At 65.2% G+C, this 26264-nt stretch carries 16 protein-coding genes; 8 read left to right on the plus strand and 8 right to left on the minus strand.

The annotated features are described in order from the left end of the window. Positions 1-16 precede the first annotated feature (16 nt). Positions 17-682, minus strand: a complete 666-nt coding sequence (locus CR152_RS03955; RefSeq protein ID WP_099873776.1) for an energy transducer TonB — start codon at positions 680-682, stop codon at positions 17-19. A 311-nt stretch (positions 683-993) separates the two neighbouring features. On the opposite strand from CR152_RS03955, the gene CR152_RS03960 reads away from it, so the two are divergent. From CR152_RS03960 to CR152_RS03975, 4 genes are read left to right on the plus strand one after another with little or no spacing between them, the layout of a single operon-like run. Beyond that, on the plus strand, positions 994-1650 hold the full coding sequence (locus CR152_RS03960; protein WP_099873777.1) for a response regulator: 657 nt from the start codon (positions 994-996) through the stop codon (positions 1648-1650). A gap of 11 nt (positions 1651-1661) precedes the next feature. Further along, complete coding sequence (locus tag CR152_RS03965; protein ID WP_229413273.1) at positions 1662-2651, plus strand: hypothetical protein; 990 nt, start codon at positions 1662-1664, stop codon at positions 2649-2651. Further along, on the plus strand, positions 2648-4141 hold the full coding sequence (locus tag CR152_RS03970) for a sensor histidine kinase (RefSeq protein ID WP_099873778.1): 1494 nt from the start codon (positions 2648-2650) through the stop codon (positions 4139-4141). The genes CR152_RS03965 and CR152_RS03970 overlap by 4 nt, the downstream gene beginning before the upstream one ends. A gap of 54 nt (positions 4142-4195) precedes the next feature. Beyond that, on the plus strand, positions 4196-5884 hold the full coding sequence (locus tag CR152_RS03975; RefSeq protein WP_099873779.1) for a M14 family zinc carboxypeptidase: 1689 nt from the start codon (positions 4196-4198) through the stop codon (positions 5882-5884). Between the two features lie 90 nt (positions 5885-5974). Here the strand turns inward: CR152_RS03975 and CR152_RS03980 are convergent, their stop codons facing one another. From CR152_RS03980 to CR152_RS03995, 4 genes are all read right to left on the minus strand, one after another. After that, positions 5975-6349 (minus strand): hypothetical protein, encoded by a 375-nt coding sequence (locus tag CR152_RS03980; protein ID WP_099873780.1) that lies wholly within the window; start codon positions 6347-6349, stop codon positions 5975-5977. 67 nt (positions 6350-6416) lie between these two features. Then, positions 6417-8234, minus strand: a complete 1818-nt coding sequence (locus CR152_RS03985; protein WP_099873781.1) for a DUF885 domain-containing protein — start codon at positions 8232-8234, stop codon at positions 6417-6419. Between the two features lie 299 nt (positions 8235-8533). Then, a complete protein-coding gene (locus CR152_RS03990; protein WP_099873782.1) occupies positions 8534-8866 on the minus strand; it encodes a DUF3817 domain-containing protein in 333 nt (110 codons plus the stop codon). A 64-nt stretch (positions 8867-8930) separates the two neighbouring features. Next, positions 8931-9587 (minus strand): helix-turn-helix transcriptional regulator, encoded by a 657-nt coding sequence (locus CR152_RS03995; protein ID WP_099873783.1) that lies wholly within the window; start codon positions 9585-9587, stop codon positions 8931-8933. A 70-nt stretch (positions 9588-9657) separates the two neighbouring features. Here CR152_RS03995 and CR152_RS04000 point away from each other — a divergent pair, with 70 nt between their 5' ends. Beyond that, complete coding sequence (locus CR152_RS04000; RefSeq protein WP_099873784.1) at positions 9658-11067, plus strand: MFS transporter; 1410 nt, start codon at positions 9658-9660, stop codon at positions 11065-11067. Between the two features lie 12 nt (positions 11068-11079). Continuing rightward, positions 11080-11385: a tetratricopeptide repeat protein gene (locus CR152_RS04005; RefSeq protein ID WP_099873785.1), complete on the plus strand. Its 306-nt coding sequence runs from the start codon at positions 11080-11082 to the stop codon at positions 11383-11385. Positions 11386-11388: 3 nt separating this feature from the next. Here CR152_RS04005 and CR152_RS04010 read toward each other — a convergent pair whose 3' ends face one another. The 3 genes from CR152_RS04010 to CR152_RS04020 all read right to left on the minus strand — a co-directional run bounded on the left by CR152_RS04010 (position 11389) and on the right by CR152_RS04020 (position 14832). Next, on the minus strand, positions 11389-13146 hold the full coding sequence (locus tag CR152_RS04010; protein ID WP_099873786.1) for a DUF885 family protein: 1758 nt from the start codon (positions 13144-13146) through the stop codon (positions 11389-11391). After that, positions 13146-14279: a branched-chain amino acid ABC transporter substrate-binding protein gene (locus CR152_RS04015; protein ID WP_099873787.1), complete on the minus strand. Its 1134-nt coding sequence runs from the start codon at positions 14277-14279 to the stop codon at positions 13146-13148. The genes CR152_RS04010 and CR152_RS04015 overlap by 1 nt, the downstream gene beginning before the upstream one ends. 67 nt (positions 14280-14346) lie before the next feature. Beyond that, entirely contained in the window at positions 14347-14832 is a 486-nt protein-coding gene (locus CR152_RS04020) for an Lrp/AsnC family transcriptional regulator (RefSeq protein WP_099873788.1), read from the minus strand. Positions 14833-14982: 150 nt separating this feature from the next. On the opposite strand from CR152_RS04020, the gene CR152_RS04025 reads away from it, so the two are divergent. Continuing rightward, a complete protein-coding gene (locus CR152_RS04025; RefSeq protein ID WP_099873789.1) occupies positions 14983-17085 on the plus strand; it encodes an aminotransferase class V-fold PLP-dependent enzyme in 2103 nt (700 codons plus the stop codon). Positions 17086-17369: 284 nt separating this feature from the next. Beyond that, on the plus strand, positions 17370-26117 hold the full coding sequence (locus CR152_RS04030) for a glycoside hydrolase family 94 protein (RefSeq protein WP_307718562.1): 8748 nt from the start codon (positions 17370-17372) through the stop codon (positions 26115-26117). Positions 26118-26264: the final 147 nt, after the last annotated feature.

Below are 26264 nucleotides of genomic sequence, written 5' to 3' on the forward strand. Positions count from 1 at the left end.
CCCCTTGCCGCTTCGCTCAGTCGAGCGTCCAGACGTAGGCGATCTGCGCCCATGCCGGCTCGGCGACGCCGTTCGTCGTGGCCGGCTTGAACCTGCACATGCTCAGGGCGGCGACGGCGGCCTTGTCGAGGTCACGCGATCCGCTCGATTTATCGATGCGGGCATCGGTCACCTTGCCGTCCACGCCGACCAGCAGCGCGAGACTGACGGTACCGGTGTCGCCATTGCGGGCGGCGCGCGCCGGGTAATCCGGCTTGACGCAAGCGGAAGCGTCGGCCAGTACGGCGGATCGGGTCTGTTTGGCCGGCTGCACCCCGGCTGGCGGAATGACCTGTTCGACCTTGGGTCCCGTTTCGATCGGTGCTGGCGGCGGCACCTTGTCGATGACGGTGCCGGAGATGGCCACGTTCGGCGGCGGAGGCGGGATATCGACAAATGGCTTGGGAATCAGCATCGGCGGCACGACCTGTTCCGTCTTGAACGGCTCCGGTTCCGGCGGCGGATCAAGCGGTTTTTCGATCACCGGCGTTACCTCGATCGGCCCCGCTTCGGTGACGCTGAGCGCCGGAACCCGGTTCATATTGTGGATGAGCGCCGCGCCAACGAGGACGTGCAGCGCGGTAACGATGGCTATTTTGGTGAATTTGTTGCCGCTGCCAATGTGCTGTTGAGAGAAATGCATGGTGTGCTCCGTATTGTTGTGTTCACGAAATGGCTCGCATGGTGGAAGTCCGCACCGCTATTTCCAGTCCATGGATCAAATATATGCTATGTCCTAGCAATTGAAAAGGGTTTTTGTAGTAATTCTATTGCCGTGGCTGCTTCCATTCGGGTGAGCCGGCTGGCAAATCTTGCCCGGCGGGGCGCGGCTCGCGTCAGGGGCGGATGTGTGAAATAATCTGGTAGGCGCGGCGTTCCTGCCGTCTGGTCGCACATATTGATGCGATTCAATGGCAAGGCGGGGTAAGCCAACGCAGCCTTTACCCGTGGAGAATGAAAGTGCAGACTGAGCAAAAATCGATTCGGGTCTTGCTGGCGGACGACCATCCCATTGTGATGACCGGTTTCGCCATGTCGCTGGCCGGTGTCGGCATGGATGTGGTGGGACAGGCCAAGACGCCCGATGAAGCCGAAGAGATGTACGCCGCCCTCGATCCGGACGTGCTGGTGCTCGATATCCGCTTCGGCACCGAGCTGACGGGGCTGGACGCGGCCAAGAGCATCCTGGAGAAGTTTCCGGCTGCGCGCATCGTGTTCCTGAGCCAGTTCGACCAGGATAGCCTGATCAAGGAAACCTACCGCCTGGGGGCGCGCGCCTTCGTCACCAAGGATTGCGACCCGGCCGACCTGGCCACCGCGGTGCGCCATGCGCATGAGGGCAAGCTGTATTTCCTGCCGCAGATCGCCGAGCGCCTGGCCAATCTGTCGGTGCGCGGCGATGCGTCGCCGCAGTCGCAGCTCGACCAGCGCGGGCTGGAGATCTTCAAGCTGATGGCCGAAGGGCTGACCAATGCCGAAATCGCCGAAAAGCTCAATCTGTCGACCAAGACGATCAGCAATATCAGCCAGTCGGTCAAGGAAAAGCTGGGCGTGCACCGGCAGGCATATATCACCAAGCTGGCCGTCAAGTACGGCTTGATCGAGCCGTAGTGGGAGGTCGCGTGTTCGCAGGCTTGAGGAGATGGGTCGCGAATGCGCGCTGTCGCCCAACCGTCTTCCGCCGTCGCGGGGACGACGGTGGCAGGGTTGTACTTTCGGCGATCGCCCTTGCCATCGGCCTCACCCTGTCCGGCACCGCCGGCGCGGCCGGTGTCGTCAGCCCGGCCAGCTCCGGCAATCCCACCGGCTTTCGCTTCGAGATCGTCACCGCCGACGATTCCGGCGTCACCCGCCGCATCGCCGACGATTTGTACAAGCAGCTGGTCCCCATCTTCGGCGGCTTTCGCACCGAACTGGCCCAGCACCGGCGCATGGTGTACGTGGCCATCGGCCCGGTCGCGCTGCGCAACGTGGCCGCGCGCAAGTGCGACTGCGTCGTCATCGCCGCCTTCACGTCCAGCCAGGTCTGGCGCTCGGTCACCGAAGAGCTGCAGCCCGCGCGCGTGCTCTCCATGACGGCCATCTACGCCGAGCCGGCGCCGGTCGACCAGCTGCGCCTGATCGAACTGCTCTACAAGCGCCCCGTGCGCGTGGCCGCCATCGTCAGCAGTAACACCGGCTTTCTCAAACCGACGCTGCAAGGCATCGCTGAAATCGAACATTACGACCCCAGTGAGGATATCAACGTGGTCCTGAACCGCATCGGCAAAACCGAGGTCCTGCTGGCCATGCCCGACCGCAGCGTCTACAACACCGAGAACGTGCGCAACATCCTGCTCTCGACCTACCGCCACAACCAGGCGGTGATCGGCTTTTCGGCCGACATGGTCATGGCTGGCGCACTGGCCACCACCTATTCCACCATCGAGCAGATCAACGCCCAGGTGGCCGACGTGGCAAACGAATTCGTGGTCACGGGCGAACTGGCGCCGCCCCAGTTCCCGCGCTACTTCAGCACCGTCATCAACGAAGGCGTGGCGCGCTCGCTCGACGTGGCGGTCGACGACGCCGCCCGCAATTTCACGCGCCGTCCACCGGTGAGGCGCCAATGAATCTGCGATTCTGGCAAAGCTGGAGCATCGGAACGCGCATGGCCTTCATCACCATGCTGCCGGTGGTGTTCCTGTTCTCGTCGTTTGTGGGCTACTCCTGGTACTCGCACCGCGCCCAGGTGGCGCTCGAACTCGAAGAGCGTGGCCGCATCCTGGCCAAGGCGCTGGCCGAAACGAGCGAATACAACGTCATCTCGGGCAACCTGTCCGACCTGCGCCTGACTATCAATGGCCTGGTCCAGTCGGACAAGAGCATCCACCGCATCGAAGTGGTCGACGCCAACCAGAAAGGCGCCATCAGCGTCGTTTCGCAGAACTCCGCCATCGGCGAGGACCGTTTTTACGAGGCGCCGATCAAGAAGCAGATGATTTGGATTAACCTGTTCTCGGACAACGGCGTGCCGCACGTCTCCGGTTCGAGCGATACCAAGCCGACCACCGTGCCGACCGAAGTGGTGGGCTACGTCAGGGTGACGATGTCGCCGACGAACATGCTGCACAAGCAGGCGCGCCGCTTCCAGGTCGAGCTGGCGATGGCGGCGCTGGCGCTGGTGGTCAGCGGCGCGCTGGCCTACGTGCTGGCGCGCAGCCTGACCATTCCGCTCAAGTCCTCGATCGGCGCGCTGCGCGAGATCCGCGGCGGGAACTACCAGGTGGCGCTGCCTGTTACCACCGGCGGCGAGGTGGGCGAGCTGCAGGAATCGATCACCGAAATGTCGGTGGCGCTGGGCCGCTCGCGCCAGGACCTGGAAAACAAGGTCGCCGAACGCACCAAGGACCTGGTCGAATCGCGCAACGAAGCGCTCAAGGCCGACGCCGACAAGCGCAAGCTGATTCAAAAGGTGAACTCGATCGTCGAAGATGAGCGCAAGAGCATCGCCATCGAGATTCATGATGAACTCAATGCCTCGCTGATCGCCGCGCGCCTGGAGTCGCAAAGTATCCTGCACCTGGCCGGGAAGGTGGAGCAGGGCCCGATGATCGACGAGATCAAGCAGAAGTCGCAAGCGATCACCAAGCTCACGCTCGACCTGTACGCCAGCGGACGGCGCCTGGTGCGGCGCCTGCGTCCCGAGGTGCTCGACATGCTCGGCCTGCACGGCGCGGTGGAAGAGATGATCCGCCACTACGACGCCAGCCATCCCGAATGCCACTTCCAGTTTCACTCCGACGGCGATTTTTCGGGCCTGGAGAGCGAACTGGCCATTTCCGCCTACCGCATCGTGCAGGAAGCGCTGTCGAATGTGCTCAAGCACGCTGGCGCCACGCATGCGCAGGTGGCGATGACCTTGTCCGAGCAGGACGACACGCTACATATCGAAATCGCCGACGATGGCGCCGGCTTCAGCACCGCCAGCGCGTCATCCGGCATCGGCATCATCGGCATGCGCGAACGCGTGTACGCGCTGGGCGGCACCATCGACTTCAGTTCCGAGCCTGACAAAGGCACCGTGATCGGCATCGCCCTGCCGATCGCACAAATCGCCTGACTGCTGTGCCATATCAGCAGCGCACCGTTCCAACCTTTCATCGCACAACACATAATGTCGAACGAATTGAAAACACCCTACGAACAGGGTAACAAGAATCAGACCACGACCTGGGCTGACTGCATCGCATGGTACGAAGAGCTGGCGCGCCGCTATCCCGGCGTGCTTCACTTCAGCGTCGTCGGCACCTCCGATTGCGGCCTGCCGATCCACGCCGGCGTGGTGAGCGCCGACGGCGTGTTCGACCGCCAGCGCCTGAAAGACGAAGGGCGCCCGGTTTTCTTCAACAATAACGGCATTCATCCGGGCGAGCCGGAAGGCGTGGACGCCTGCATGGCGCTGGTGCGCGACTTCTGCACCGGGCCGGCGCGCCTGGCCGCGCTGGGCAAGACCGTATTCCTGTTCGTCCCGCTGTACAACGTCGACGGCAGCATCAACCGCGCCGATACCTCGCGCGTGAACCAGGACGGCCCCGAGCAGTTCGGCTTTCGCGGCAACAGCCGCCACCTCGACCTGAACCGCGACTTCGTCAAGTGCGACAGCCTTACCGCGCTGGTGTTCAACAAGCTGTTCACCGCCTGGGACCCGGACGTGATGGTCGACACCCACACCTCCAACGGCGCCGATTACCCGTACACGATGACCCTGATTCACACCCAGACCGACAAGCTTGGCGGCGCGCTCGGTGAATTTTTGCAGGACACCATGCTGCCGCATATGTTCGGCGAGATGGCGCGGCGCGGCTGGCCGACCTGCCCGTATGTCAATCCGGTCAAGGACAGCCCGGACCACGGCATTGCCGAATTTTTGGAAACGCCGCGCTTTTCGACCGGCTTCGCGGCGCTGCACCACACCATCGGTTTCATGCCCGAGACGCACATGCTCAAGCCCTTCGCCGACCGCTACGACTCGATGCGCGCGCTGGTCGAAACGGCGCTCGACTTCACGGTCGCGCAGGCGGCCACCATCCAGGCACTGCGCCGCGCCGCGCGCGACGAAGGAAAAGCGCGCCGCGAGTGGCCGGTGCACTGGTCCATGGATGCGGACAATCCGTCCACCTTCCTGTTCCGCGGCTATGCCGCCAAATACACGCCCAGCGTGATCGGCAATTACACGCGCCTGTCGTACGACCGCAACGAGCCGTGGGAACGCGACATCGCCTACTTCAACAGCTTCCCGGCCGATATCGTGGTGGCGACGCCGCGCGCGTACGTGGTGCCGCAAGCCTGGCGCGAAGTCATCGAGCGGCTGCAGTGGAACGGCGTGGCGATGCGGCGCATCGAGGCCGACCGCGTGGAACAGGTGCAGTGTTACCGCATTGTGTCGGTCGACTCGCGCGCGGACGCGTACGAAGGCCATATGTTCCATGACGACGTGCGGCTGGAAAAATTCACCCAGGCCGTGACCCTGCGCGCGGGCGACTGGTGGATTTCGCTCGACCAGGACATGGCGCGCTACGCGATCGAAACGCTGGAGCCGCAGGGCCATGACAGCTTCTTCCGCTGGGGCTTCTTCAACAGCGTGCTGGAGAAGAAGGAAGCGTATTCGGATTACGTGTTCGAGGACCATGCGCTGGAACTGCTGCGCGACGAGCCGGCCTTGCAGGCGAAGTTCGAGGCCTGGAAGGCGGCCAATCCGGCCTTGTTGTCGGACCAGTGCGCGGTACTCGACTTCATCTTCGCCAATTGCGCGCGCTATGTGGAGCCGGAGTGGCGGCGCTATCCGGTGCTGTCGGTGATGTAAGCATGGCGGCTATCCGGCGCTGACATGTTCAGCATAAAAAAACGGCACCAGTCTCGCGACGGTGCCGTTTTCACAGGTGCGGATAGTCGCTCAGCACACGATGCCGCCGATGCTCTTTCCGCTTTTCAGATCGAACCCGAAATTGCAGGAGTACACGCCCTGCTTGCTGCGGCTGCACCACAGGCGTTCCTGATCCTTCGTGCGCACGCGCGTGCCGGTGCCTTCGGTACACGCGTCCTTGACGTCCTTGCCCATGGCATCGAACATCTCGCGTGCGGCCTTGCCGTCGATGGAAAACATGATCTTGGTGTCGGCAGCGGTGGGATCGCCAGGGTCTCCGATGCCGCGCGAATAGGTGCGGTACGCGCCCTTCAATGTGGTGTAGCCGGAAGCGTCTTCCTGGCTGTTCGCTGGTGCCATGCTGGCGAGCGACAGGAGTACGCCGAGCAAAACGATGGTTTTCATTGCGTCTCTCCCTGGTGTCGTCCCCGACAATGAACGGATTGGTTCATCGTCGGGGACATTCATCTTCTTACTGGTTCTTTTCGATCCAGCGATTGACCTTCACTTCCAGCAGCGACAGCGGCAGGGTACCGTCTTCCAGCACGATCTCGTGGAACTTCGGCAGGCTGAACTTATCGCCCAGCGCCGCTTCCGCGCGGCGGCGCAGTTCGGTGATTTTCAGCGCGCCGATCTTGTAGCCGAGCGCCTGTCCCGGCCACACCATGTAGCGCTCCGTTTCGCTGCGCGCCATCGATTCCGGGAAACCCAGGGTATCGCGCATGTACTGGATCGACTGCTCGCGCGTCCAGCCTTTCGCGTGCATGCCGGTATCGACCACCAGCCGCACCGCGCGCAGCATTTCGTCATTGAGGTGGCCGAAATAGTCTTCCGGCTTGTCGAACAGGCCCATCTCCTTGCCCAGGGTTTCCGCATACAGCGCCCAGCCTTCGGTGTAGGCGGTGTTGCCGCTGAACTGACGGAACTTCGGCAGGTCCAGCTCCTGCAGCAGGGCGATGTGGAAGTGGTGGCCCGGCTGCCCCTCGTGCAGGAACAGGGTCACCATGCCGGTGCTGCCGTACTGTTTGGGGTCGTTCACCACCGACCAGAACACGCCAGGGCGCGAGCCATCCATGGCCGGCGCGGTGTAGTGATCCGACGCCGTCGCGCGCGACAGTTCCGGCTCCAGGCGCAGGTCGAGCGGCGCCTTCGGCATGAGCGTAAACAAGGCCGGCAGCTTGGTGCGCAGCAGCGCATCGAGCTTGCGGTACACGTCGATGACTTCCTGGTCGGTCTTGAACGGCTTGTATTTTTCCTGCTGCGATACCCACGCCGGCAGCCCCGCGGCCGGCCCGGTGTAGCCCATCTTCGGGCCCACCACGCCATACTCGCCCTGGATGCGCGCCACTTCCTTCAGGCCGATCGCATGGATCTGCTCCGGCGTCAGGCTGGTGGTGGTCTGGATCGCCACGTTCTTTTCGTACCACTCCTTCCCCTCGGGCAGGGCGCTCCAGCCGGTGCTGGTGCGCGCCGCCGGCAGGTAGTCCTTCTCGATGAAGCTGGCCAGGCGCACCAGCGCCGGCGCCAGCTTGGCGTCGATCGCCTTGCGGTAGCCGGCCGTCAGCGCCGCCTTGTCGCGGGCCGAAAAACTGGCCGGCATCTTGCGGATCGGGGTGTAGTAGATGCTCTCGTCGGCCTTGGCGCTGATCAGCTTCTGGTATTGCGGCAGCATCGACACCACCGTCGCGCGCGGCAGGGTCACGCCCACGCGCATCCCTTCGCGCATGTTGGCGATGGCCTGGTCGATCCATGCCGGCAGCTGCGTCAGGCGGTTCAGGTAAGCCTTGTAGTCCTTGACCGTTTTCAGGGGCTGGGCGCCGTCGCCGCTGGCGTAGTTGGCGATGGTGACGGGGATGCTGTCCATCTGGTTCAGCGGCAGCATCAGTTCCGGCAGGTTGGCAAACGACAGGAGGCTGTTCAACTCGAATTCGAGCACGTCGTAATTGGTTTGCGAACGCAGGTCGAGCGCGCGCCGGTCCAGTGCGTGCAGGCGGTTCAGAAAGACGTTGTAGCGCGCATTCTGGCGCGCGCGCTCCTTGGGACCAATGCTCATGCCGATCTGGTCGTCGAAGCGGTTGTCGCCGCGGTCGGTGGCGTTGACCGGGTCGAAGCGCGCCACGGCTTCGTAATACTCCAGGGCCAGCGCATCGAGCTGCTTTTTGGCCTGGGCCGACACCACGCCCGACACTTTGCCGGCCGGCGGCGCCGGCGGCGCCGCGAGCGCGGTATTGGATGCAAAGCTCAGGGCGAGCGCCGCCCACAGGGCGGTCCGGGCAAGACTTTTATGCATAATATATATCCGGTGGAAAAATGAAATCGGCCATCAGGATACGCGATTTTCAGATGGGATAACGCCATCCAAACACCCGATAGATTTGCCTTATCGCCAACGCACGCACGAATGGGAATTTGTATTGTCGCGCCGGCGCGGGCGCGCGTATGATCGACGCCAGACGACGTGCTTTCGCCGAGCCAGCAAACAGCGAGATGCTGACCGGCCCCGGCAAGCCCGGCTTGCAGCGCCTTGCGCCGAGCCCGTGGCCTCTGCCATTCAAGCCGCTCACCGATTCACGTGAGCGGCTTTTTATTTTACGGTTGCGCGGCGGGTTTCTCAGTGAGAAAGCCGCGTCGCTGGTACCAGATTTCCATCGGAATCGTCACCAGCGGCGGCACCGCGGCGAGAATGGCGAGGGTGGTGGCCCACCACGGCCAGCGCAGGCGCAGCGCGGCCAGCACCGCCACGACCACGTAGAACATGAAGGCGACGCCGTGCAGGCGCCCGAACAGCCAAACGCCCAGGTCGGTCGTCTCGGTGACGTACTTGAGGAGCATGCCGATCAAGAGGCCGGTCCAGGTCAGGCCTTCGATCAGGCAGGCGGCGGCAAACAGTTTTCCGATGCCTGTTGGTTTTTGTGTGGTCATGCCAGCTCCGCAATAGTCAGATGCGCGAAGCATAGTCAATCCGGCTGAGTCTATCAAGCAACTTCTATACAGGAGCGATCCGGTAAACACAGCGCGTGGCACCGGCCAGCACATGCTGTTCGCGCGTCACCGTCGTGCCGGGGCCGGCGATTTCGCTGAACAATTGCAGCTCGGAGCGGCAAAAGCCCTGGCAGGTGCGCGCTGCCGCGCAGATGGGGCAGTGGTCTTCGATCAGCAGCCAGCCCTGCTGGTCGGACTCGATGCGCGCCATGTAGCCTTCGCCAGTGCGGATCGCGGCCAGCTGCGCCAGGCGCTCCGGCACGGTGGCGCCGCCGCAGGCCTGCTGGTACAGCACGCGCGCCTCGCTCTCGCGCTGCGCCACCAGCTTGTCCAGCCCTTCCTCGCCGAACAGCTGCCGGATCGATCCGATCAGCTGCACCGTCATTTGCGCATGCGTATCGGGAAAACGCCGGTTGCCGGCCTCGGTCAGCACCCAGTTCTGGCGCGGCCGGCCCACGCCCGCGGCGCTCTGCTGCTGGCCTTCGATCAACCCTGCCGCGACCAGCTTTTGCACCTGCTGGCGCGCCGCTTCGGGCGTCATCTCCAGCATCTGCGCCAGCTTTGCGGTGGCACTCGGCCCATTGGACTTGATGAAAAACAGGATGCGGTCGGCCGTCTTGCCATCGGCCGAGTTATCCAACGATTTGCTTGCGTAATTCACAGCTGCGCCTTATTATCCAATCAATCTCTTGCATATTAGTCCAATCCCGAATCCCTGTCGATCACGAGCCATGTCCGCTGCCTTACCGTCCACCGCCTCCTGGGGCGAGCTGTTTTCCGGCCATAACGGCCTGCTGGCCCTGGCCCTGACCGGCGGCGTGGCGCTGCACGCGATCAACGTCCATATCGTCACCACCGTGCTGCCGTCGGTGGTGCAGGACATCGGGGGCCTGGACTGGTATGCCTGGAACACTACCTTGTTCGTGGTCGCCTCCATCATCGGCGCGGCCCTGTCGGTGCGCCTGCTGGCCGACGCCGGTCCGCGCGGCGCCTGCCTGGCGGCGCTCGGCATATTTGCGCTGGGGTCGGCCGCCTGCGCCAGTGCCACATCTATGCCATGGATGCTGGCCGGGCGCAGCGTGCAGGGCCTGGGCGGCGGCGCCCTGGCCGCACTGAGTTACTCGCTGATCCGCGTGGTCTTCCCCGCGCCCCTGTGGCCGCGCGCGGTGGCGCTGGTATCGGGCATGTGGGGCGTGGCCACCTTGTGCGGGCCGGCCGTGGGCGGCCTGTTCGCCCAGGCCGGGCACTGGCGCTGGGCCTTCTGGACCTTGCTGCCGGTGGCCTTGCTGCAGGCGCTGCTGGTCGCGCTGCGACTGCGTCCGGCCGGTGCCGCCGCATCCGCGCAGCCGGTCATTCCGGTGGCCCAGATCGCGCTGCTGGCCGCCTCCGTGCTGGCGGTGGCCGCCGGCGGTCTGTCGCGCATGCTGGCCGTGCAGGGCGCGGGCGTGGCGGCCGGGATCGCGCTCGGCGTGGCGGCCATCGCCGTCGAGCGCCGCTCATCGGTGCGCCTGCTGCCTGCCGGGACCACGGCCCTCACGTCGCCACTGGGCGCGGTGTATGCCAGCGTGGCCTTGCTCCTGGTCGGCACCACCACCGAAATCTACGTACCGTACTTTTTGCAGACACTGCACGGCTACACGCCGCTGGCGGCCGGCTACCTGACCGCGGCCATGGCGGCCGGCTGGAGCGCCAGTTCCATGCTGTCCTCGGGCCGCGAAGGCGTTGCCGCGATGACGATGCTGCGCGCCGGCCCCGTGCTGGGCGCAATCAGCCTGCTGGCCCTCGCGCTGCTGGTGCCGGCCGGCGACGCGCTCTCGCCGGCCATGCTGATGCTGTTGTACGGCCTGGCGCTGGCCGGTGCCGGTGCCGGCGTGGGACTCGGCTGGCCGCATCTGCTTACGCGCGTGCTGACCTTGGCGCCGGCGGGGGAGGGCGGCCTGGCGTCGGCGGCGATCACCACCGTGCAGTTGTACGGCATGGCGATCGGCGCGGCGGTGGCGGGACTGGTGGCCAATGCCGCCGGACTGACCGAGCCGGGAGGCAAAGCGGGCGCGCAGTCGGCGGCAATGTGGCTGTTCGCCAGCTTCGCGCTGGCGCCCGCGCTGGCGGCGCTGCTTGCGCGCGCAACCGGCAAACGATAGGAGAAAACAATCATGCGCGAACAACTGGAAAAACTGCTGGCGGCGGGGCGCGATAACGCCCTGCTGCGCTTCGGCCTGGGCAACGCCTGTCTCAAGGACGGCGACGCGGCGGCGGCCGCGCTTCACCTGCAGCAGGCCACGCAGCAAAATCCGGCTTACTCGGCGGCGTGGAAACTGCTCGGCAAGGCATGGCAGGCGCTGGACCGGCCGGACGACGCCGAGGTGGCATGGAACAAAGGACTGGAGGTCGCCGTGAAGCAGGGCGACATCCAGTCCTCGCGCGAGATGACCGTGTTCCTCAAGCGCTTGCGGCGCTGACGGCTATTTGTAGAAGCGCCAGAGCGGCTTGAAGTCGCGCGCGACCTTCTCGTTTTTCAGGCGCGCGCGTACCAGTTCGATGGGCAGCACGCCGCCTTCGAGAATGCGGTCGTGGTATTGAAGCAGCGTCATCTTGCCGCCGTCGACCAGCTCGCGTTTGAGTTCGCGCAGTTGCAGCGCCCCCACCATGTAGCCGGCCTGGTACAGCGGCGGATAATCGCCGTTGAACGAGCGCCGCACCTCGGCGCGGGCATTATCCGGCTCGTGGCCGACGCGTTTGATCAGCATCTCGACCGCCTGCTCGGGCGTGATTTTCCCCATGTGGAAGCCAAGCGAGAACAGGATGCGCGCCGCCCGGTGATTACGCCAGAACATCATCCCGATCCGGTCTTCCGGCGTGACGGCGAATTTGCGCTCGTACAGCAGCATTTCCCAGTACACGGCCCAGCCCTCCACAAAAAAGGGCGAGTCGAACAGGCGGCGCTGCGGCTGGTAGCGATCCGCCATGAACCCTTGCAGATGATGGCCTGGAATGAGCTCGTGCTGCACGGTCGCGCGCGAAAAGTGCGGGTTATTGCCACGCATGGACATGAGCTTCTGCTCGTGCGTCATGTCGGCCGTGGGGTAGGACACCAGGATCGTGTCGCCGCCCAGGAAAAATGGGCTGATCAGCTGCGCTTCGGGCGAGAGCATGTCCATGCGCCAGCTGCGGCGCGCCACTTCCGGCACCGTCACCAGCTTGTTGGCCGCCATGTAATCGATGGCTTCCTTGGCCAGGCGCCGCACCATGGCCGGCTGCTCGCCCGGCGTCACATACATGGTCTTGACCTTTTCCATGGCCGCATGCCAGTCGCTGCCAAAACCCATTTCGGCCGACGCCACGCGCAGTTCGGCCTCGCCCCAGGCCAGCTCCTTTTCGGCCAGCGCCATCAGTTCTTCCGGCGTGTACGGGATCATGTCGCGCTGCAGGGCGCTCATCAAGCCTTCGCGCCCGATCGGGTCGCCCGTCACATTGAGCAGCTTGACGGACGCCTTGCCCACCAGCCGTTCGTTCAGGCTGGCCGCGTAATCGCTCATGGCCTTGTCCAGGTCCGCGTACGGGCGCTTGACCCACCACGTGAGCTGCGGGTCGTATCCTTCGTAATACGCGTACCAGGCTTTCAGGTCCTTCGCGGTGGATGCCAGCACCTGCGCCGCGCGGTTGGCCACGCTGCGCGAGGCCATCGGCTTGGGCGCGTTGATGTCGGCGCCGGCCAGCAGTGTTTCCTGCGCCTTGCGCACCGCCACCAGCGCCCGCTGCAGCACGGCCGCACTGGCCGCGCCATCCTGCGCCTGCATCACGCGGCGCGCTTCGGCCATGTCGATCAGCGGACGCACGAACGGCGCCAGCGGCTCGGCCTCGGCGAAACGCTTGCGCTGGGCCGCCAGTTCGCGCAGCTCGAACTCGATCTGGCTGCGCATCATGACCACGTCGATGCGGTCTTCCACGCCATAGCTGTCGAACGGCAGGGCATCGAGCGCCGCGCGCCACTGCTCGAAAAACTCCTGCATCTGGCGCGCGCGGGCGGTGCCGTTGGCCACCGTGTACAGTTTGTCGAGACTGGCGTAATCGAGCTGGTAGCGCTGGATAAAAGCCGGCATGGCTTGCTGCGCAATGCCGAACTGCGCCAGCGGCGGTGTCAGCGCGGCCGGTGTCTGTGCGGTCGCCGACGCGGCGGCCGACGCGGCCAGCGCCGCCGCCAGCAGCAAGGACGCGCGCATCAGTAGGTGGCCAGCGCGGAAGGCACGCCGTTCTTGAAGGTGTAGACGGTCACGGTCGACTGCTTCATATTGCCGTTCGCATCATAAGCATACGAACCCACCACGCCCTTGTAGGTGCTGGCGCGCATGGCCGCGGCCACCACCGACGGATCGAGCGAATTGGCCGACTTCATCGACTGCGCGATGAACATGGTCTGGTCGTAGAACGACGCCGCATACACGTCCGGCGCCTGCTTGAAGCGCGCCTTGTAGCGGGCCTGGAAGGCTGGGCCGTCGGCCTGCTTGTCGAGGATCGCGCCGCCTTGGGCACACAGCACGTTTTCGCCGACCGCATCGCCACCGAGCTTGGCCATTTCGGGGCTGCACAGGGTATCGCCGCCGAGCAGCTTGGCCTTCAGGCCGAGCTGGCGCATCTGGCGCACCATCGGCGCGCCCTGGGGCGCGTAGCCGCCGAAGAAAATCGCATCGACGTTTTTCGATTTCAGCTTGGTGAGGATGGCGGCGAAGTCGGTCGCCTTGTCGGTCGTGAACTCGTGGCCCGCCACCGTGATGCCGGAGGCCTTGGCCTGCTTGACGAATTCCATGGCGATGCCCTGGCCGAAGGCGGTGCGGTCGTCGATCACGCCGATCGTCTTGAGCTTGAGCTGCTTGGCCGCATAGCCGGCCATCGACCCGCCGAGCTGGGTGTCGCTGGCGACGATGCGGAACACGCCCTTGTAGCCGTTCTGCGTCACCTTGGGGTTGGTGCCGACGGTCGACATGATCACGCCGGCGTCGTTGTAGACGCGCGAGGCGGGAATGGCCACGCCGGAGTTGTAGGGCCCGAGCACGAAACGCACACCGGCATCGACCAGCTTTTGCGCCACCGCCACGCCGGCTTTCGGATCGCCCTGGTCATCCTCGGAGTGGAGTTCGAACTTGATGGTCTTGCCCGCGATGCTGACCTTTTTGGCGTTCAGTTCTTCCACCGCGAGGCGCACGCCGTTTTCGTTGTCCTTGCCGGCAAAGGCGTTGGCGCCCGACAGCGGGCCGGTGATGCCGATCTTGACGACCTGCTCCTGCGCCAGCGCGGCCTGGGATACCAGCAGCAGGGCCGCCGCGGCGAAGGGAATACTCTTGTTGTTCGATGCCATACGATGTCTCTCCTCTGATCTGGACAGCGGCATCATCGCACGATTCTGCACAATTTTATATGCCGTTTTAGGCAGGAAGACGCTTCAAAATCAGGTCGAGCGGCAGCGCCGTGGTGTACTTGATCTGCTCCATCGAGAACGCCGACGACACGCCGGTCAGGTGCGCCGTCTTGATCAGCTTCTTGTAAAAGAGGTCGTAGCCGCCGATATCGGTGGTGACCACCTTGAGCAGGTAGTCGACGTCGCCGCTCATGCGGTGAAACTCCATCACCTCGGGCAGGGCGATGACGGCGGCGGCGAAGCGGGTCAGCCATTTTTCGTCGTGTTCCGTCGTGCGCACGCTGACGAACACGGTGACCGGCAGCCCGACCTTGTCGCGGTTGATGATGCTCACGCGGCTCTGGATATACCCCTCTTCTTCCAGCCGCTTGACGCGCTTCCAGCACGGGGTGCTGGACAGACCGACCTTCTCGCTCAGGGCCGCGATCGACAGGGTTCCGTCGGCCTGCAGGGCCGCGAGGATGGCGCAATCATACTTGTCGAGAGAACTCATTCTGCTTTCCGCTGAAATTTGGTATGAATATGCTTAATGGGTGCGAATACCAGCAAATTTTGGCATATTTTCTCACGTTTAAGACGTTAACATATCACGCAAGAATGACATCCACGTTTCACCATCCTGTTGCCACTGCCCGGACCTGCCATGCATACTGAAATTTACCTCGACGCCAACGCCACCTCGGCCGTTCATCCGGCCGCCATCGCCGCCGCCGCCCTGGCCATGCGCGACTGCTACGGGAACCCGAGCAGCAGCCACGCCACCGGCCTGAAGGCCAAAGCGATGCTCGACGGTGTGCGCGCACTGGCGCGCCGCGTGCTGGGCGCGGGGCAGGGCAAGCTGACCTTTACCAGCGGCGCCACGGAAGGCATCCAGACCGCGGTGCTGTCGGCGCTGTGCGAGATCCGCGCGCGCCGCGCCCGGGGTGAAACGACCGGCGACCTGCTGCTGTACGGCGCCACCGAACACAAGGCGGTGCCCGAAAGCCTGGCGCACTGGAACGCGCTGCTCGGCACCGGCCTGGAACTACGCGCGCTGCCGGTCGACGCCGACGGCCGCCACCGGCTCGATGTGCTGCGCGAACTGGCGCCACGCGCTGCCTTCGTGTGCACCATGGCCGCCAATAACGAAAGCGGCACCATCTCCGACCTGGCCGGCATCGAAGCGCTCTTGCGCGAGTGCGCGCCCACGGCGCTGTGGATGGTCGACAGCGTGCAGGCGCTCGGCAAGCTCACGCTGGACCTGGCCGCGACCCGCATCGATTACGCGCCGTTTTCGGGCCACAAGCTGTATGCGCCCAAGGGCATCGGCATGCTGTATGTGCGCGAGGGAGCGCCCTACACCGCGCTGATGATGGGCGGCGGGCAGGAAGCCGGGCAGCGCTCCGGCACCGAAAACATGAGCGGCATCGCCGCCCTGGGCGCGGTGCTCGCGGCGCTCGACGATGGCGCGAGCTTTCGCACCCACGCGCAACTGGTCCGGATGCGCGAACGGCTGGCCGCGGCCCTGCGCGCGGCGCTGCCTGGCATCGTCTTCAATGCGCCGTTCGAACACTCGCTGCCAACCACCCTCAATTTTTCCGTGCCTGGCCTGGCCGGCAAGGAACTGCTCGACCTGTTCGACGCCGCCGGCGTGCGCGTCAGCGCGGGGTCGGCCTGTTCGGCGGCCAAGGCCGCGCCCAGCTATGTGCTCACGGCGATGCAGCTGGCCCCGTGGCGCTGCGCCGCGGCGGTGCGCATGTCGTTCGGGCCGATGGCGGACGACGCCCTGATCGACGCCGCCTGCGAGCGCATCGCCCGCTGCGGCGCGGCCTTGCGCGCCAGTTGCCTGATCCCGTCGGCCACGCCCGCGCAGGACAGCGACGGCGTGGTTCAACTGGGTGTCGACGGCGCCTGTACCTGGCTGGTGCTCGACGCGGCCAGCCGCACCTGCGCCATCATCAATCCGCTCGCCGCGCTGGCGGTGCGCATCGCCGACCAGGTGCGCTGCCAGGGCTACCGGGTGCGCGCCGTGATCGACACGCATGGCGGCGCCGGTGACGGCCGTGCAGCCCTGGTGGCGGCGCTGGGCGGCCAGCTTGCCGGCGGCATCAGCCACGAAGCGCTGGGCTGGCCCGTGCTGGACGACGAAGCCACGCTCGATAACGGCCAGGTCGCCAGTGCCCTGATGTTCGGCACCCGCGTGCTGGCGCGCGTGGCGCACGCCAGCGGCGCCAGCTACCTGTTCGGCGAGCGCTCTGCCGCGGGCCTGGCCGCCGGCGACGTGCGCTTTGCCTTCACCGGGCCGGACGCCGTCATTCAAGAACTGGCGGAACTGGTGTCGCGCAAGACCATCGTCTGTCCGGCGTGCGAGGCGGGCAGCCTGCCTTGCACCACCCTGGTGGCTGAACGCGGCGGCGCAGCACCACCCGCCAACCCCTTGGCGATGCAGCTCGAGGCGCATGGCCTCGAGCGCTTCTTCAACGACCATCCCGATGCGCTGCTGATCGACGTGCGCGAAGCTTACGAGCACGCGGCGGCGGACGCGGACCACTGGCACGGACGCGCGGTGCAGAGCGTGCCCCTGTCGCGCCTGGCCGACCGCCTGTCGGTGTGGCTGCGCGCCGAAGAGCGCCCGCTGGTGTTCTTCTGCCGCAGCGGCGCGCGCAGCGTCAAGGCGGCGCAGTGCCTGCACCGCCTGGGCTACCGCAATGCCTGGCATGTGGCGGGCGGCGTGGCACTGGGCGCGATGTTGCCGCAGGCGGCATAAACGCGGAGGCGGGGGGCTCAGGGCGCGCAGCCCTGGAGCGCGTCTCGCGGCCATCGGCACGCGCTTTCAATAACAGCATTCATCGTTTGATGCCCTGTATCACCAGCCATGATGCAAGGTGCAATCCAAAAGTGTTCAGCTTGCTTCTGACGGACAACCTCGAAATGTTCGCTGGCGCACAGTCGTGAACATGGTATCGTTATAAGATTGCAACAGCCGTACGACCCGGTCGCAACTCGCTGTCCCGCAGCGTGTTGGCTACTCATGCCCACGCGAGGTCTCTGTTGAACCAAGAAAACACTAAATTAGCGGACACGCTCTATGCCTGGCGCAACGTCCTCGACGGCGAACGACCCGTCGACGATGAATTTCCCCTGCGCTCGGAATTGTTCAGCGCCGCCCAAATGGCGATGCACGGCAAGCATCTTGCCTCCTCCCACCAGCTCAGCGAGCGCGGCGGTCCCGACCGCCTGTTGCCGCGGCTGACCGAAAACGCGACAGTCATCACCGACACCTGCACGGAACTGACCACCGCGATCAAGGCGGGGCGACAGATTACGCCCGCATCCGAATGGCTGCTCGATAACTTCTACCTGGTCGAAGAGCAGATCCGCATCGCGCGCCGCCACCTGCCGAAGGATTACTCCAAGGAGTTGCCGCGCCTGGCCAATGAGGATGCCGACGGCAATCCGCGCGTGTACCAGATCGCGCTCGAAATCATTTCGCACGGCGATGGCAGGGTCGATCCGGAGAGCCTGTCGCGCTTCGTCGACGCCTACCAGGAAGTGGCGACGCTCAGACTCGGCGAACTGTGGGCCATTCCGATCATGCTGCGCATCGCGCTGATCGAGAACCTGCGCCGCGTGGCCGCGCGCGTGTACGACAACCGCGTCCAGCGCGACCGCGCCAACACCTGGGCCGACCAGATGGCCGAGACGGCCGAGAAAAATCCGAGCGACCTGATTTTGCTGGTGGCCGACATGGCCCGTTCCGGCCAGCCGATGAACAGCGGTTTTGTGGCCGAACTGGCGCGCCGCCTGCAGGGACAGAGCCCGGCACTGACGCTGGCGCTGCAGTGGGTGACCACGCGCCTGGCCGACGCCGGCCTGACCATCGAGCAGCAGATCCAGGCCGAAATCGGCCAGCAGGCCGCCGACCAGGTCTCGATCAGCAACAGTATCGGCAGCCTGCGCTTCCTCGGCACCATGGACTGGCAGGAGTTCGTCGAAACCATGAGCGCGGTCGAACAGACCTTGCGCCTGGACCCGGCCGGCACCTACGGCAAGATGGATTTCTCCACGCGCGACAATTATCGCCACGTGATCGAAAAGCTGGCCAAGCGCAGCGACTTCACCGAAGTGCAGGTCGCCGAAACCGCGCTCGAACTGGCGCTGGCGAACCGCTCGCTGGCGGCCGGCGGCTTGGATGAACGTACCCGCCACATCGGCTACTACCTGGTCGGCAGCGGCCAGGCGCAGCTCGAAAAGCGCCTGGCCGTGCGCAATCCGCCGCTCGAAGCGCTCAATAAAAGCGGGCGCGCCTCGCCCCTGTCGACCTACCTTGGCGGCATCGTGGTGCTCACCCTGCTGTTTACCGGCACCGCCATCATCCACGCGCGCGCCGACGGCGTCGACGACTGGATGCTGGCGCTGCTGGGCGTGTTCGCCCTGCTCGGATCGAGCCAGCTGGCGCTGGCGCTGGTCAACTTCATGGCCACCCAGCTCACGCGCCCGCACCCGCTGCCGCGCATGGACTTCAAGGAAGGCATCCCGACCGATGCGCGCAGCATGGTGGTGGTTCCGACCCTGCTGTACAGCCGCGACAACGTGGCTTCGCTGTGCGAAGCGCTGGAAGTACGCTACCTGGCCAACCGCGATCCGAACCTGCGCTTTTGCCTGCTGACCGATTTCGTCGACGCCCCCAAGCAGCACATGCCGGGCGACGAAGACCTGGTCGAGCAAGCCCGCGCCACCATCGCCGAACTCAATGAGAAATACGGCTGCGACGTCGACGAAGAGATTCTCGGCGCCGATGGCGAGCCGGCCATGTCGCGCTGCCACCTGCAACCGTTCCTTCTGCTGCACCGCCCGCGCGTGTGGAGCGCCAGCGAAAACGCCTGGATCGGGTACGAGCGCAAACGCGGCAAGCTGGCCGCGCTGAACGCATTCCTGCGCGGCGGCGCGCACGACCAGTTCTCCATGGTCGCCGGTTCCACCGACGGCCTGGCCAACGTGCGCTACGTGATCACGCTCGACACCGACACCCAGCTGCCGCGCGACGCCGCGCGCCAGTTCATCGCCACCATGGCGCATCCGCTGAACCGCCCGACGCTCGACAAGGCCGGCAAACGCGTGGTCGAAGGCTACGGCATCCTGCAGCCGCGCGTGGCCGCGGCGCTGCCGGGCGACACCGCCTCGCGCTACGAGCACCTGTGCGGCGGCGAACCGGGCATCGACCCTTACACCCGCACCGTCTCCGACGTGTATCAGGATGTGTTTTACGAAGGCTCGTTCGTCGGCAAGGGCATCTACGACGTCGATACCTTCGAGACGGTGCTCGGCCACCGCCTGCCCGACAACCAGATTCTCAGCCACGATCTGCTCGAAGGCTGCTACCTTCGCGCCGGTTTGCTGAGCGACGCCCAATTGTACGAAGAATACCCGGCGCGCTACAGCGACGACGTGAGCCGGCGCCACCGCTGGATTCGCGGCGACTGGCAGCTGGCCGGCTGGCTGCTGCCGCGCGTGCCTGGCGCGAACGGCAAGCGCGAATCGAATCCTTTGAGCGCGCTGTCGCGCTGGAAGCTGTTCGACAACCTGCGCCGCAGCCTGATCGCCACCACCTTGACCGCCCTGCTGATCTTCTGCTGGGTCCTGATGCCGACCCCGTTGTTCTGGACCCTGGGCGTGCTGGCGGTGATCTTTTTGCCGACCTTCTTCAGCGCCATGTTCGACATCATCGAAAAACCGCACGACGTCCTGTGGCGCCAGCATCTGGCGACCGCGTTCAAGAGCGCGCGCCTGATGTTCGGCCACTCCGCGCTGCAACTGGCCTTTTTGCCGTACGAAGCGCACTTCAGCCTCGACGCCATCGTGCGCGCCTCGTGGCGCATGCTGGTCACGCGCCGCCGCCTGCTGGAATGGCGTCCATCGAGCCTGAACCGCTCCAGTACCGATATGGAGAGCAACTGGAAGAGCATGTGGATCTCGCCGGTGCTGGCCGTGGCCACCGCCGTCCTGCTGGCTTACTTCCACCGCGAAGCGCTGCCGATCGCCGCGCCCGTGCTGCTGCTGTGGTTCTTCGCACCGGTCGTGGCATGGTGGATCAGCCTTCCGCAAGAACGCGCCGCGACCGAACTGTCGTCGCCGCAGACCCTGTTCCTCGAATCGCTGGCGCGCAAGACCTGGAGCTTCTTCGAGACCTACGTCACGGCGGAAGACAACTGGCTCGCGCCCGACAACATGCAGGAGCATCCGGTCAAGGTGGTTGCGCACCGCACCTCGCCGACCAATATCGGCATGGCGCTGCTGGCCAACCTGACGGCGTGGGACTTCGGTTTCATCACCACCGGACGCCTGCTCAAGCGCACCCGCGACACGCTCAACACCATGGCGCGCATGGAGCGTCACCAAGGGCACTTCTATAACTGGTACGACACGCTGACCCTGAACCCGCTGCACCCGATGTACATTTCGGCGGTCGACAGCGGCAACCTGGCCGGCCACCTGCTCACGCTGGCGCCGGGCCTGACCCAATTGGCCGACCAGCCGATCGTCGGCAAGCAGACCCTGGACGGCATCGCCATCACCTTGAACGTGGTGCAGGAACACGCGCTCGATGCCGGTCCGGCCGTCAAGGCCGCGATTGACGCCATGCGCAGCCACCTGTCGGCCGACCGCGTGCGCGAAACCGAAAGCCTGCCCGGCATGGCCGCCGAACTGGCGCGCCTGTCCAGCTGCGCCGACGCCATTCTGGCCGCCATGCATCCGGTGGGCGAACCGAACCTGCAGGGCTGGGCCGACAAGCTCGCCGAGCAGTGCCACACCGCGCGCGACGAACTGCTGCAACTGGCGCCGTGGATGCGTGCGGCCCAGGAATACGTGGTCGACACCAGCCTGACGCGCATTCCGACCCTGCGCGAACTGGCCAACTTTGCCCTCACCGGCAGTGCCAGCACCGACCTCGCCCCGAGCGAGCGCGAACGCCAGCAAACCCTGACCGACCTGGTGGCCCAGGGCAGCGCCCGCGCCGCCCAGCGCATCGCGGACATCAACCGCATGGCGTTTGAGGCGCGCGAGTTCGCGAACATGGACTTCCGCTTCATGTACAACACCACGACCAACCTGCTGGCGATCGGCTACAACGTATCCGACCGCCGCCTGGACGCGGCCTGCTACGACTTGCTGGCGTCCGAAGTGCGCCTGTGCAGTTTCGTCGGCATCGCCCAGGGCCAGTTCCCGCAAGAGCACTGGTTCGCGCTGGGCCGCCAGCTGTGCATCATCGGCAACGAGCAATTGCTGCTGTCGTGGAGCGGCTCGATGTTCGAGTACCTGATGCCGCTGCTGGTCATGCCGACCTACCAGAACACGCTGCTCGACCAGACCTATCATTCGGTCGTCAATGCGCAGATCGAGTACGGCAAGCAGCGCGACGTGCCATGGGGGATTTCCGAATCCGGCTACAACACCGTCGACGCCAGCCTCAATTACCAGTACCGCGCGTTCGGCGTGCCGGGCACGGGCCTGAAACGCGGCCTGGCCGACGACCTGGTCATCGCCCCGTACGCAACCATGATGGGTTTGATGGTGAACCCCGACGCCGCCGTCGAAAACCTGCAGCGCATGGCCGACCTGGGCTTCATGGGCAAGCATGGCTTCTACGAAGCGATCGACTACACCGCCGCACGCCTGCCGCGCGGCCAGACCTTTGCCGTGATCCGCTCCTTCATGGCGCACCACCAGGGCATGGGTTTCCTGGCCCTGAGCTATCTGCTGCACGACCGTCCGATGCAGCGCCGCTTCGAGTCCGATCCGCTGTTCCAGGCCACCTTGCTGGTGCTGCAGGAACGCGTGCCGCGCGCCGGCGCCTTCTATTCCAACACCGCCGAACTGGCCGTCATGCGCGCCCCGGCGCAGGAAGTGTCGACCTCCGCTACCCGCATCATCACCCAGACCACCACGGTGCAGCCGGAAGTCCAAATGTTGTCGAATGGCCGCTACCACGTGATGGTCACCAGCGCCGGCGGCAGCTACAGCCGCTGGAAAGACCTGGCAGTGACGCGCTGGCGCGAAGATGGCACCTCCGACAACTGGGGTAACTTCTGCTACGTGCGCGACGTCGACAGCGGCCATTTCTGGTCGACCGCCTTCCAGCCGACGCTGGTCGAACCGCAGTCGTATGAAGTCATCTTCTCGGAAGGACGCGCCGAATTCCGCCGTCATGACCGTGGTCTCGACCTGTACACCGAAATCGTGGTGTCGCCGGAAGACGACATCGAACTGCGGCGCACCCGCATCACCAACAAGTCGAACGTCAAGCGCACCATCGAATTCACCAGCTACGCCGAAGTGGTGATGGCGCCGGCGGCTGCCGACAACGCCCACCCGGCGTTCAGCAAACTGTTCGTGCAGACCGAAATCCTGCGCAACGAAAACGCGATCCTGTGCACCCGCCGTCCGCGCGCCAAGGACGAGCAGATGCCATGGATGCTGAACCTGATGACGGTGCACGATGGCGTGCTGATGGACGTTTCTTACGAAACGAGCCGCAGCGAATTCCTCGGCCGCGCCAACAGCACGGTCGCCCCGCGCGCCATGCTCGAACCGCAGCCGCTGGGCGGCAGCGAAGGGTCGGTGCTCGATCCGGTGGTCGCGATCCGCTACAAGGTGACCCTGGAACCGGACCAGATGGTGGTGCTCGACATCGTTACCGGCATGACCGAAACGCGCGAACAGGCCGTGCACCTGATCGACAAATACCAGGACCGCCATCTGGCCGACCGCGTATTCGAACTGGCATGGACGCACAGCCAGGTCGTGCTGCGCCAGCTCAACGCCACCGAATCGGACGCGCAGCTGTACAGCCGCCTGGCCAGCACGGTGATCTACCCGAATGCCTCGCTGCGCGCCGATGCCGGCATCTTGATTCGCAACCAGCGCGGCCAGTCCGGCCTGTGGGCGTACGCGATTTCGGGCGACCTGCCGATCGTGCTGATGCAGATCAAGGACCCTGCCAACATCGACCTGGCGCGCCAGATGGTGCAGGCGCATGCTTACTGGCGCCTCAAGGGCCTGGTGGTCGACCTGGTCATCTGGTACGAAGACCAGTCGGGTTACCGCCAACTGCTGCACGACCAGATCATGGGCCTGATCGCCTCCGGCATCGACGCGCAAGCGATCGACCGTCCGGGCGGCATCTTCGTGCGCCTGCTCGACCAGATCGCGCAGGAAGACCGGGTGCTGATGCAATCGGTGGCGCGTGCCATCATTTCCGACAGCCGGGGCACCCTGGCCGACCAGGTCAAGCGCGCCGTTCCGGTGGCGCCGAAACTGGCGCCGCTGGTGGTCGAAGCGCGCGGCGAGGAGTACCAGCCACGCGCCGGGATTGCTGTTGCTGCACGCGACCTGATCCTGCACAACGGACTGGGAGGCTTCAGCGCCGACGGCACCGAATACGTCATCCGCACCGATGGCCAGAACCGCACGCCGGCGCCGTGGTCCAACGTGCTGGCCAACCCGAATTTCGGCAGCGTTGTATCGGAGAGCGGCCAGGCCTACACCTGGAGCGAGAACGCGCACGAGTTCCGGCTCACGCCGTGGGCCAACGACCCGGTGTCGGACAGCAGTGGCGAGACGTTCTATATTCGCGACGAGCAGACCGGCCGCTTCTGGTCGCCGACCGCGCTGCCGGTGCGCGCGGCGGGTGAATACATCACGCGCCACGGCTTCGGCTACAGCGTGTTCGAGCACAGCGAAGAGGGCATTCACACCGAACTGTCCACTTTCGTGGCGCTCGACGCCTCGGTCAAGTACTCGGTCATCAAGATCCGCAACGACAGCACCGTGCCGCGCCGCCTGTCGGCTACCGGCTACGTGGAATGGGTGCTGGGCGACCTGCGCGCCAAGTCGGCCATGCACGTCACCACCGAGCAGGATCCGATGAGTGGCGCGATCTTCGCGCGCAACGCCTACAACACCGAGTTCACCGGCCGCGTGGGATTCTTCCACGTCGACGCGCCGCAGAAAACCTTCACCGCCGACCGCAATGAATTCATCGGCCGCAACCGCACGCTGGCCAGTCCGGCGGCGATGGGACGCGCGCGCCTGTCCGGCAAGATCGGCGCCGCGCTCGACCCGTGCGCCGCGCTGCAGGTGATGGTGGAACTGCAGCCGGGCCAGGAACGCGAACTGGTGTTCATGCTCGGTGTTGGTGGCCGCCGCAATGCGGACGCCAGCGGCCTGGTACAGAAATACAGCGGCAGCGTGGCCGCTGCGGCGTCGCTGGCGATGGTGCGCAAGCACTGGGACCACACGCTCGGCGCGATCCAGGTGCAAACGCCCGATCCGTCGCTCGACGTGATCGCCAACGGCTGGCTGATGTACCAGACCATCGCCTGCCGCCTGTGGGCGCGCAGCGGCTACTATCAGTCCGGCGGCGCTTTCGGCTTCCGCGACCAGCTGCAGGATGCGATGTCGATGATCCACACCGAGCCGCACCTGCTGCGCGAGCACCTGCTCATGTGCGCGGCCCACCAGTTCGTGGAAGGCGACGTGCAGCACTGGTGGCATCCGCCATCGGACCGCGGCGTGCGTACCCATTGTTCGGACGACTATCTGTGGCTGCCGCTGGCGGCGCACCGTTACGTCATCGGCACCGGCGACCGCAGCGTGCTGACCGAGCCGGCGCCGTTCCTCGAAGGGCGCCCGCTCAAGCAGGAAGAAGAGTCTTACTACGACATGCCCGGGCGTTCGAGCCAGACCGGCGACCTGTACGAGCACTGCGTGCGGGCGATCAAGCGCGGCCTGCGCTTCGGCGAACATGGCTTGCCGCTGATCGGTACCTGCGACTGGAACGACGGCATGGACCGGGTCGGCAACGAAGGCAAGGGCGAGAGCGTGTGGCTGGCCTTCTTCCTGTACGAAGTGCTGCAGCGATTCTCGGAAGTGGCGGTGGTGTACGGCGACCACGCGTTCGCCGAAACCTGCAAAACCGAGGCAGCCACGCTGGCGGCCAACGTGGAAGCCAATGCCTGGGACGGCCAGTGGTATCGCCGCGCGTACTTCGACGATGGCACGCCACTCGGATCGCACACCAACGACGAATGCCAGATCGATTCGATCTCGCAGAGCTGGGGCGTGATTTCGGGCGCGGCCAATCCGCAGCGCACGGCGTCGGCCATGAAGGCGGTCGACGAGCGCCTGGTGCGGCGCGACTACGGCCTGGTGCAGCTGCTCGATCCGCCGTTCGACGATGGCGTGCTTAATCCCGGCTACATCCGCGGCTACGTGCCGGGGGTGCGCGAGAACGGCGGGCAGTACACCCACGCCGCGATCTGGACCGCGATGGCGTTCGCCAAGATGGGCGACACCGAGCGCGCCTGGGAGCTGCTGCGCATGATCAATCCGGTGCAGCATGGCAGTACGCCGGAAAGCGCGGCCCTGTACAAGGTCGAGCCGTATGTGGTGGCGGCGGACGTGTACGCGGTCTCGCCGCACATCGGCCGTGGCGGCTGGAGCTGGTACACGGGTTCGTCGGGCTGGATGTATCGCCTGATCGTCGAGTCGCTGCTGGGTGTGAGCCTGGCCGGCGACAAGCTGACCATGACGCCGCACTTGCCGGCCGACTGGCCGGGCTTCAAGCTGCAGTACCGCTATCGCGAGACAATGTATGCGATTTCGGTGCAGGCCGCCGAAGCCGATGCGATGACGGTCGACGGCGTGCCGCAGCCGATGAATGTGATTCAGCTGGTCGATGACGGCCGCCCGCACAAGGTGGAATTGCGGGTGCGCCGCCAGGGGGCCGCACAGCCTTAAACCGTGCCGATTCCCGCGCAGGGCGCTCAGCCCTGCGCGGGTTTTGTCTTAAATTAGACATTTTCGTGTTTCATACAACAAATGTTTTATTTAGTTTTCCACAGGCGCGTCGCGCTGCTCCAAGGCAACAATTTCCACTCTCCCTGC

It is taken from the genome of Massilia violaceinigra (assembly GCF_002752675.1).
In the GTDB taxonomy this organism is placed as follows: Bacteria; Pseudomonadota; Gammaproteobacteria; order Burkholderiales; family Burkholderiaceae_D; genus Telluria_A; species Telluria_A violaceinigra.